The 9,677-nt window shown below is 71.3% G+C and carries 11 protein-coding genes; 9 read left to right on the plus strand and 2 right to left on the minus strand.

Annotation, left to right across the window (positions count from 1 at the left end):
- Positions 1 to 2: 2 nt before the first annotated feature.
- Positions 3 to 809, minus strand: a complete 807-nt coding sequence (locus GUY59_RS32395) for a PaaX family transcriptional regulator (RefSeq protein WP_138204070.1) — start codon at positions 807 to 809, stop codon at positions 3 to 5.
- A gap of 122 nt (positions 810 to 931) precedes the next feature.
- Here GUY59_RS32395 and GUY59_RS32400 point away from each other — a divergent pair, with 122 nt between their 5' ends.
- From GUY59_RS32400 to GUY59_RS32430, 8 genes are read left to right on the plus strand one after another with little or no spacing between them, the layout of a single operon-like run.
- Positions 932 to 2,128: an ABC transporter substrate-binding protein gene (locus GUY59_RS32400; protein ID WP_138204067.1), complete on the plus strand. Its 1,197-nt coding sequence runs from the start codon at positions 932 to 934 to the stop codon at positions 2,126 to 2,128.
- A 3-nt stretch (positions 2,129 to 2,131) separates the two neighbouring features.
- Entirely contained in the window at positions 2,132 to 2,887 is a 756-nt protein-coding gene (locus tag GUY59_RS32405; protein ID WP_138204065.1) for an ABC transporter ATP-binding protein, read from the plus strand.
- Entirely contained in the window at positions 2,884 to 3,543 is a 660-nt protein-coding gene (locus GUY59_RS32410; protein ID WP_138204063.1) for an ABC transporter ATP-binding protein, read from the plus strand. Before GUY59_RS32405 ends, GUY59_RS32410 begins: the two co-directional genes overlap by 4 nt.
- A 52-nt stretch (positions 3,544 to 3,595) precedes the next feature.
- Positions 3,596 to 4,456: a branched-chain amino acid ABC transporter permease gene (locus GUY59_RS32415; protein ID WP_138204061.1), complete on the plus strand. Its 861-nt coding sequence runs from the start codon at positions 3,596 to 3,598 to the stop codon at positions 4,454 to 4,456.
- The gene (locus tag GUY59_RS32420) at positions 4,453 to 5,430 is read left to right on the plus strand and encodes a branched-chain amino acid ABC transporter permease (protein ID WP_138204060.1); all 978 of its coding nucleotides are present in this window, start codon (positions 4,453 to 4,455) and stop codon (positions 5,428 to 5,430) included. Before GUY59_RS32415 ends, GUY59_RS32420 begins: the two co-directional genes overlap by 4 nt.
- Before the next feature lie 52 nt (positions 5,431 to 5,482).
- A complete protein-coding gene (locus tag GUY59_RS49185) occupies positions 5,483 to 5,659 on the plus strand; it encodes a hypothetical protein (protein ID WP_236667719.1) in 177 nt (58 codons plus the stop codon).
- On the plus strand, positions 5,632 to 5,868 hold the full coding sequence (locus GUY59_RS32425) for a type II toxin-antitoxin system RelE/ParE family toxin (RefSeq protein WP_252375093.1): 237 nt from the start codon (positions 5,632 to 5,634) through the stop codon (positions 5,866 to 5,868). The genes GUY59_RS49185 and GUY59_RS32425 overlap by 28 nt, the downstream gene beginning before the upstream one ends.
- Positions 5,865 to 6,197, plus strand: coding sequence for a helix-turn-helix domain-containing protein (locus GUY59_RS32430; RefSeq protein ID WP_138204059.1), 333 nt, complete (start codon positions 5,865 to 5,867; stop codon positions 6,195 to 6,197). The genes GUY59_RS32425 and GUY59_RS32430 overlap by 4 nt, the downstream gene beginning before the upstream one ends.
- Positions 6,198 to 6,479: 282 nt before the next feature.
- On the opposite strand, the gene GUY59_RS32435 is transcribed toward GUY59_RS32430, so the two are convergent.
- On the minus strand, positions 6,480 to 6,860 hold the full coding sequence (locus tag GUY59_RS32435) for a hypothetical protein (RefSeq protein ID WP_138204057.1): 381 nt from the start codon (positions 6,858 to 6,860) through the stop codon (positions 6,480 to 6,482).
- A gap of 293 nt (positions 6,861 to 7,153) precedes the next feature.
- Here GUY59_RS32435 and GUY59_RS32440 point away from each other — a divergent pair.
- The coding region (locus tag GUY59_RS32440; RefSeq protein ID WP_138204054.1) for an AAA family ATPase at positions 7,154 to 9,677 on the plus strand (2,524 nt) is incomplete at its 3' end.

A 9,677-nucleotide genomic window follows, 5' to 3' on the forward strand; every position in this document is an offset into this window, starting at 1 on the left:
TGTCACCGTTCTGCCCAACTTTCGTCGGGGACGGTGTCGAGGAGCCCGTCCGCGACCGCCACCGCCTCCCCTCTGAACCGCTCGTGCAGCGCGTGGCAGACCCGCTGGGCCTTCTCCGCCGGCCAGTCGTCCGGAAGGTAACGCAGCGGGAGCCGCGGATCGGCCCTGATGATCTGCAGCCAGCCGGTGAGCAACATCAGCGAGCGGGCCAGGTCGTCGGGCGCCTCGGGCGCGGGATCGGCCTGATCCCAGCGGCGCAGGAACTCCCGGTAACGATCTCCGAGGCCCTCCAGGTCGTACGCGTCGCGCACCAGGGTGGGCATGTCGGTCGGACGTCTCGGCTCGGCGGAGAAGACCTTCACGTTTGCCCCGAGGTCCTCGACCACCTCGGCGGGGTCCACCTCGCCGGGGGCGATCCAGAGCCCGTTCTGCAGCGGCCCGAACCCGGCCCAGATCAGCCGCGAGCGCAGCTCGTGCCGCTGCCGCTGCCACGATTCGGGCAGTGAGAAGCCGATCAGGGTCCAGCGGTCGTCGTCCGCGTCGTTGACCACGCCGCTGTGCCAGATGCGCCGCTCACCGTCCTTGAGCACCTCGGCGCTCGTAGGGGTCAGGCCGAAGTACATGCGCCGGCCCGAACGACGCCGGCGCAGCAGGCCGCGGCGGACCATGCGGGTCAGCGTCGAGCGCGTGGCCTCCTCGGAGATCCCCACCCTGGCGAACGCCTCGATGAAACTTTTCGACGCGACGCAGACCCCTCGACCGTATACGTGATCTCCTAGAAAGGTCAGAATCACCGATTGAGGCCGCATCCAGCCCTCCCCCAGATATTCGGCAATCTATTGACAGCCGTAATGTACCTGCCTACATTCGGGCCACACGCGACGGCTCCCTAGCGACCGAGCCGCCTCACGCAGTGAGCACGGAGGTCCTGATGCGCAGGTTGCTCCCGTCCCTGGCCGTTCTCGTGCTCGCCGTCGCCGCGTGCGGCGGCAGCGGCGGCGGCGGTGACGGGTCGAGCGCGCAAGATCCGATCAAGGTGGGGCTCATCGTCTCCCTGACCGGCAACTACACCCCGCTCGGCAGCGAGGACAAGAAGGCCGTCGAGCTGGCGGTCGAACAGGTCAACGCGCAGGGCGGGCTGCTCGGCCGCACGGTCGAGCTGGTCACCCGCGACGACAAGACCGCCCCCGACCAGGGCATCGTGGCCTACAACCAGATCAAGGGCGAGATCGACGCGCTGATCGGGCCGGTCTTCTCCAACTCGGCGCTCGCGATCGAGCCGCTCGCGCAGCGCGACAAGATGCCGTACCTGTCGCTGGCCCCCACGCAGGAGCAGGTCGAGCCGATCAAGCCGTACATCTTCGTCACCCCGGCCCTGTCCAGCATGTACGCCGAGCGCTACCTGCAGTACATCCAGGCCGAGGGCATCAAGACGGTCGCCGTCGCCTGGGACTCCAAGAGCGCCTACTCGGTCTCCGGGCACGAGGCGATGGTCGAGCTGGCCCCCAAGTACGGCGTGACGATCGCCGTCGACGAGTCGTACGAGACCACGACCTCCGACTTCAGCCCGCTGTTCCAGCACGTGCGCGACTCGCCGGCCGAGGCGCTCGTGTTCTGGGGCTCCGGCGCGCCCGGCGTGACCGCCGCCAAGCAGTACGTGTCCTCCGGGCTCAAGACGCCGTTGTTCCTGACCGGGTCGCAGGCCAGCAAGCTCTGGCTGGAGCCGATGGGTGAAGCCGCGGAGGGCATGATCGTGCAGAGCGCCATCGGCGTGGTCGGCGAGCACCTGCCCGACGGCAAGCAGAAGCAGGTCATCGACCAGATGGCCACACCGTACGAGCAGAAACACGGCTATCCTCCGCCGCAGTTCGCGCAGGACGGATACAGCGCGAGCCTGCTGCTGTTCGAGTCGATCAGGAAGGCGAACAGCACCGACAAGACCAAGATCCAGCAGGCTTTGGAGAAGATGGAGCTGATCACGCCGAACGGCCTCTTCCGTTACTCCCCCACCGACCACTCCGGGCTCTCCCCGGAGTACATCTCGGTCAACACGGTGAAGGACGGCCAGTTCGTCCCCACCGAGTGGGCCGAGGAACAGCTCGCCAAGACCGTCACCGCGGCGGGGTAGGGCGTGCTGGAGGTCACCGGGGTCTCGCGTTCCTTCGGGGGCGTCTACGCCGTCCGCGACGTCTCGCTGAGCGTCGCGGACGGCGAAGTCTGCGGCGTCATCGGCCCGAACGGCGCCGGCAAGTCCACGCTGTTCAACCTCATCACCGGCCACCTGGCCGCCGAGCACGGCCGGATCTCCTTCCTCGGGCACCGCGTCGACCGGCTCGCGGCGCACCGGCGGGCCAGGCTCGGCATGTCCATCGTCTTCCAGGCCGCCCGCGTCTTCCGCGGCATGACGGTCAGGGAGAACGCCATGGTGGGGCTGCACGGGTGCACCCGGGCGGGGTTCGTCTCGGCCGCGCTGCGGCTGCCCCGGCACCGGCGCGACGAGCGCGAGATCGCCGCAGAGGCCGACCGCGCCCTCGAACGCGTGGGCCTGGCCGAGTGGGCCGACCAGCCCGCCGACCTGCTGCCCATCGGCCAGCAGCGGGCACTGCAACTCGCCCGCGCCCTGTGCGCGCGGCCCAGGCTGCTGCTGCTCGACGAGCCCGCCTCCGGCCTGCGCGGCAACGAACGCGAACGCCTCGCCACGCTGATCGAGGAACTGCGGGCGAGCGGCCTGACGATCCTGCTCATCGAGCACGACGTGGCGTTCGTGACCCGGCTCGCCGACCGCGTCGTGGTGCTCGACCTGGGGCAGGTCATCGCCGACGGCACCCCCGCCGAGGTGCGGGCCGACCCGCTGGTGCTCGCCGCCTATCTCGGACAGGCCTCATGATCGACGTCAAGGATCTGGTTGTCTCGTACGGCACCGCGACCGCGCTCGACCACCTCGCCCTCACGGTGGGGCGCGGCGAGATGGTCGCCCTGCTCGGCCCGAACGGCGCCGGCAAGTCGACGCTCGCCAACACGCTCGCCGGCCTGCTCAAGCCCACCTCCGGCACCGTGCGCTCCGACGGCCGGGTGGCGCTCATCCCCGAGGGCCGCCAGCTCTTCCCCGACCTGAGCGTGGCCGACAACCTCGCGCTGGGCGGCTGGCGCTCGGGGCAGCGCGACCCCTCCCTCGTCTACGACCTGCTGCCCCGGCTCGCCGAGCTCGCCGGCCGGCGCGCGGGGGTGCTGTCCGGCGGCGAACAGCAGATGGTGGCCTTCGGCCGGGCCATGATGTCGCGGCCCGACGTGCTCGTCGTGGACGAGCTCTCCCTGGGCCTCGCCCCCACCGTGACCGCCGACCTGGCCGCCCACCTCACCGCGCTCAACTCCGAGCAGGGGCTGACCGTGCTGCTCATCGAGCAGAACGCGCGGCTGGCGTTCGAGTTGTGCCGGCGGGCGTACGTGCTGGAGTCCGGGCGGCTGGTGACCGAGGGTGAGTGCGCGGTGCTGGCCGACGACCCGCGCGTGGCCAGCGCGTACCTGGGCGGGGCGATCACATGAGCGCATCCCGGAAGGGCGGTCACATGAGAAGGCGCCGGCGAGGGGCGGCCGCATGAGCGCATTCCTCACCTACCTCCTGAACGGCCTGGCGGTCGGATGCGCGATCGCGCTCATCGCCAGCGGCCTGGTCGCCATCCACCGGGTCACCGGCGTGGTCAACTTCGCCCAGGGCACGTTCGCCGTCGTCGCGGGACTGTGCACGTCCTCGCTGCTCGGCCTCGGGTTCCCGCACGGGCTGAGCGAGCTGGCCGCCGTGCTGGCCGCGGCGGTCGCGGGTCTGCTCACCGGGCTGGCCGCCATCGGCAAGCGCGGCACCACGCCGCTGTCGGCACTGATCGTCACGCTCGGCGTGGGCGTGCTCGCGTACGCCGTCGAGATCGTCCTGTGGGGTGACCAGCCACGCTCGGCGCCCGGCCTGGCCGGCTCGGTGATCGTGGCGGGCGCGCGCATCCAGACCCAGCACCTGCTCGTCATCGGCGTGACGGCGGCCACGTTCGTGCTGCTGGCGCTCTTCTTCGGCCGTACCTACCTGGGCAAGGCGCTGACGGCCTGCGCCTCCAACCCGTACGCGGCTCGGGTCGTCGGCATCGACGTCAGGAAGATGGGGCTGCTGGCGTTCGCGCTGGGCGGGCTGCTCGGCGGCATCGCCGGGGTGCTGGTGACGCCGTTGCGGCCGATCTCGTTCGACACCGACGTCACGCTCATCGTGAACGGGTTCGCCGCCGCCGTGTTCGGCGCCCTCACCCGGCCCGTCATCACGCTCATCGGCGCGCTCCTGCTCGGCGTGGCCGAGACCATGGCCGCCGGCTACGGCTACGGCTCCCACCAGCTGGAGGTGGCCCTGGGTCTCATGCTCGTCGTCATGATCGTCCAAGCGAGCCGCCGCTCGGTCATCTCCCTGGAGTCCACATGATCAGGCTGGTGGCCGGGCTGCTGATCGCCGCCGTCACGCTCGCGCTGCCATCCGTGCTCGACGAGAGCGCGCTGCCCGTCTACATCCTGCTCGGCCTGGCCGCCATGGTCACCGTCGGGGTGTCGCTGCTCATGGGGTACGCCGGTCAGGTCTCGCTCGGCCAGGGCGCCTTCTACGCCATCGGCGCCTACACCGCCGCGCTGCTCGCGCTCAACGGCGTGCCGCCCCTCGCGGGCCTGATCGCCGCGCCCGTGGTCGCCGCCCTGTCGGCTCTCGTGATCGGCACGCCGCTGCTGCGGCTGCGCGGGCACCACCTGGCCTTCGCGACGCTCGCCATGCAGCTCATCCTGCTGTCGCTGGCCGGTCAGCTCGAGTTCACCGGCGGCGACATCGGGTTGCAGGCGATCCCGCAGTTCTCCATCGGGTCGTGGGAGGCGGAGGGCGCGACAACGTACGCGTACCTGACCTGGGCGGGCGTCGCGCTGGTGATGCTGGTGACGCACAACGTCATCACCTCGCGGCCCGGCCGCGCCCTGCGCGCCCTGGCCACCAGCGAGACCGCGGCCGCCTCCTCGGGGATCCCGGTCGGCCGCTACAAGCTGACCGTGTTCGCGCTGTCGGCGGCCTTCGCCGGGCTGGCGGGCGGCATCTACTGCTTCTACACCGGCTACGTGGCCCCGGGGTCGTTCCCGGTGCTCATGTCCATCCAGTACATCGTCATGGCCGTCGTCGGAGGGCTCGGCACGACGTGGGGCGCCGTCATCGGGGCGAGCGCGATCACGCTGCTCCTGCAGGGGCTCAACACGCTGAGCTCGCTGCCCGGCATGCCGACGTACGCGCCCAGCGTGCTGTCGTACGCCGTCTACGCCCTGCTCCTCATCGTGGTCGTGCTCTTCCTCCCCCAGGGCCTCCTGCCCGCCGTCACCGACCGGCTGGTCCGGAGGCGAAAAGAACCGTCCGTGAAAACCCGCTGACAGGGACACAGCAGCGACGCCCCAAAGTAAAGGGTCCACTATACTTTGAGGCGTGCCGTATGAGATCCGCCTGACCGACGAGGTAGACGCATGGCTCCACGAGCTGGCTGACACCGACATGCTCGCCTACCGGCTCGCCGTCGAGCACATCAACATGTTGGAGAGCACGGCCCCGGTCTTGGACGTCCCCAGGTCGGCAAGATCAACGGTTCCACCGTCGCAAACCTGAAGGAGCTACGCCCCCGCTCCACCGGCACCAGCGCTTTGCGTATCTTGTTCGTGTTCGATCCATGGCGCAGCGCCATCCTGCTCATCGCGGGCGACAAGATCCGCGAGCAGCCCGCTGCGCCCGACCGCTGGTACGGCAAGGCCATACGGCAAGCGGAAGAGTTGTACCAGACATACCTGACGGAACGCGCCGAGGAGGGGAGCCGATGACCAGCTTCAAGAAGTGGCGAGACATCCGTGACGAGCACGTGGAGCGCGCCGGAGGAGAGAAGGCGCTGGCCGAGACGCGGCGCATGATCGATGCGTATGTGCATGCATGGCACCTGGCCGAACGGCGCAAAAATGCCGGGCTCACACAGTCCGACGTAGCCGGGAGGATGGGGGTGACCAAGATGCGCGTGTCCCAGATCGAGAACGGCGATGTGGCCTCGGTAGAAGTGCTGGCCCGCTACGTCGAGGCCATCGGCGGGCGATTGGAACTGACCGCCACATTCGACGACGGAACCTATCGTATGGGCGACGCAACCGCGGCCATGTGACCCGCCTGGGCCGCCTACGCCCTGCTCCTCATCGTGGTCGTGCTCTTCCCTCCCCCGGGGCTCCTGCCCGCCGTCACCGATCGGCTGGCCCGGAGACGGCGGGCCGATCCCGTGTGGACCCGCTGAGGCCGCTCGGCAAGGTGGCCCGTGCTGCGAAATATCAAGGAAAGGTATGACATGGCACACGGTGGATGATCGTCTTCGCGCCCTGGGTCTTCGGCAAGGACCCGGTCCCCACGGTCACCTGAGAGTACGAGCCGTGTTCGTGACGGCGGTCCGGGTTCACGGCTTGATCAGCGATCCGTACGCCGCACGCACGTCCGATTTGGACGACTTGACGAACTTCTCCGGGGGTGGGCCGAGGTCGGTAACGTAGTACTTGTAGTAGATGCGGCGCGGACAGCTGGAGCCACCGATCTGCACGCTGCGCGGGCCCACGCGCTTGCCGGTCCGCAATTCGTAGACGCGAACAGGGATCTTCCGCTTCCTGAACGTCACGTTCCGGAACCCGCCGATGCTGAAGGTGGAGTTGTAGGGGCAGGTTCTGACCGCGGACCCGTCCTTGGTGTCGCCGGCGCAGATCACCAGCACGGCGTCGGCAGGGTCCTTGGCCAGCCATGGCGAGGGCAGCTTCTTCTTGTGATCGCCCCTGCCGAACAGCATCGCGCGGTGCGGCCCCTTGCCCCGGTAGGGATCCGCGCCGCGATAGGGCGCCGGATTGGCGCAGTACTTCGGCTCGTCACGGAGCCGCCCTTGAGCAGCCGCCGTACGTTCGCGAGCTCGATCTGCAGCCCGGCCCGGTCCTTCCCCTTCTTCGCCCTGGCCACGAGGTCGTCCTCGGGGTACCGGTCGAGCAGCTGCTCGTACTGCGCCTTGGCCAGATGCCAGGCGTGAGATCACCGGCCGGCCCAGATCATCCCTTTCTCGTACGACGTCCCCGGGCGACACTGGACGGCATGTCCAATATCGCACCCGTTCCCGCGCTGCGCGGCCGCGGCGAGGAGGAACGTGTCCTGCTCCGGTTACTGGACGGCGCCCGCTCCGGCTCCGGCGGCGCGTTGCTCCTGGCGGGAGCGCCAGGGATGGGGAAGACGGCGCTGCTCGACCTGGCCGCCGCGCACGCCGGCCAGGACTTTCGCGTACTGCGCGTCTCGGGGGTCGCGTCGGAGTCGCACCTTCCGTACGCCGGTCTTCACGCTGTGCTGCGCCCGGTCGCCGCGCTGCCCGCGACGCAGCAGCGCACGCTGGTGGAGGCCATGGAGGCGGGAACACCCTCCGGACTCGCCCTGCCCGCCGCCGTCCTCGGCCTGCTGACGGCGGTGGCGGCGCGGCAGCCGGTGCTGGCCTGTGTGGACGACGTGCACCTGCTGGATCCGGCCAGCCGGGAGGTGCTCGCCTTCGTGGCGAGGCGGGTGTCGCACGAGCCGGTGGCGCTGCTGTTCGCCACAGGAGCGGAAAGGCTGGAGGGTGTGCCGGTCCGGGTGCTGGGCGGGCTGGACGAGGCGGCGGTGCGGAAGCTGGCCGGCGACCTTGTGCCCGGCGGGATCGCCGGCGACCTGCTGGCGGCGCTCGACCAGGTCGCCCGCGGCAACCCCCTCGCGCTGGCCGAGCTGGTCGGCGGCCTCACCCCGGACCAGCTCGCCGGCCTGGCCGTCCCGCCCGCCACGCTCCCCCGCGGCGGGCGGCTGTGGCGTACGTACGCCGCCCGCCTGGCAGCCCTCCCGGAGGACACCCGGCGGCTCGTGTTGCTGATCGCCGCCGATCCCGGCGTGGACGTGGCGACGCTGATCCGTGCCGCCCGCCCCGCCTGCGCGCTCACCACCCTGGAGCCGGCCGAACGCGCGGGCATCCTGCACACGGCGGGAGACCGCTACGACTTCGACGACCCGGCCGTACGCGGGGTCGCCTACCACGGCGCTCCTCTCGCCCGCCGCCGCCACGCCCACCGCGTACTGGCGGCGCTGCTGGAGGAGCGGCAAGCGGACACCCCCGAGAGCCGGTTGCGACGGGCCTGGCACCGGGCCTGCACGCTCGACGCACCGGCGGGACCGGACGCGGAACGGCTGGCCGCAGAACTGGCCGCGGAGGCGTTGAACGCCCGCCCGCCCGGCGGGCCGGAGCCGTACCTCGCGCTCGAACGTGCCGCCGAGCTCACCGAGCACGGTCCGGCCAAGGCCGAGCGGCTGGCCGCCGCCGCCAGGCACGCGTGGATCGCGGGACGGCCCCAGGTCGCCCGCGCACTGCTGGCCAGGCTCCGCTCGCTGACCGCGCCCGACGACGTACGCGGCCGCGTACAGCTGCTCAGCGGCAACCTGGAGCTGCTGCGCGGCGAGACCGGCAGCGCGCGCGAGGAGCTTCTGGCCGCGGCGGCCCGCCTGCTGGCCAGCCACCGCACGCTGGGTGTGCGCGCGCTCGTCAGGGCCGCCGACGCCAGCTACCGGGCGGGTGACAACCGGGCGTTCATCGCGATCGCCCGCCAGGCCGCCTCGCTGCGCCGCCCCGACGACGGCGCCCCGGCCCAGCTCATGTTCGAGTATCTGGCGGGCATGGCCTCCACGTTCAGCGGCTCGCACCAGGAGGCCGCCGGGCCGCTGCGGCGCGTGGTGGAGCTGGCCGGCTCCGTGCACGATCCGGCGGTGCTCGTGTGGGCGTGCGTGGCCAGCCTGCTGCTCGGTGAGGACGCCACCGCGCACCGCCTGTCGGCCCGCGCCGTCGAGGCGGCCCGGCTGCGCGGCGCCGCCTCCGCCGTCCCGCAGCTGCTCGAGTACATGATCTATCCGGAGATCTGGATGGGCAGGTACGCCTCCGTCGCGGCGACCGCGACCGAGGGACTGCGGCTCGCGGAGGACACCGGCCAGCCCAACACGGCCGCCCAGCACCTGGCCTGGCTGGCGATGACGGCGGCCGTCGAAGGAGACGGGGACACCTGCCGGGTGCGGGCCGACGCCGCGATCGAGATGGCCGACGTTCACGAGCTGGGTATCGCGGGCGCCATCGGCACCTGGGCGCTGGCCTGTCTCGACCTGGCCGCGGGCCGTCCCGCCGACGCCGCCGCCCGGCTGCGCGCGGAGCGGCGCAACAACCACGTCGTGATCCGGGTCATGGCCACGCCGCACCTCATCGAGGCGTGCGCGCGTACCGGCGACCGCGAACGTGCCGCCGCCGCGCTGCGCGTGCTCGAACGCTGGGTCGGCAGCACCCGCAGCCCCGACCTGCGCGCGCTCGTGGCCCGCTGCCGCGCGCTGCTCGCCGCGCCCGGCGAGGCGGACGAGCTGTTCCGCGAGGCGCTCGACCTGCACGGCCAAGGGGTGTGCGAGTTCGAGTCGGCACGCACCCGGCTGCTGTACGGCAGCGCGCTGCGCCGCGACCGCCGCCCCGGCGCCGCGCGGAACCATCTGCACACGGCGCTGGAGACGTTCGAACGCCACGGGGCCCGCCTGTGGACCGCGCAGGCGAGGACCGAGCTGCGCGCGTCCGGCG

The sequence above is a fragment of the Nonomuraea sp. K271 genome (genome assembly GCF_009908215.1).
Classification (GTDB): Bacteria; Actinomycetota; Actinomycetes; order Streptosporangiales; family Streptosporangiaceae; genus Nonomuraea; species Nonomuraea longispora.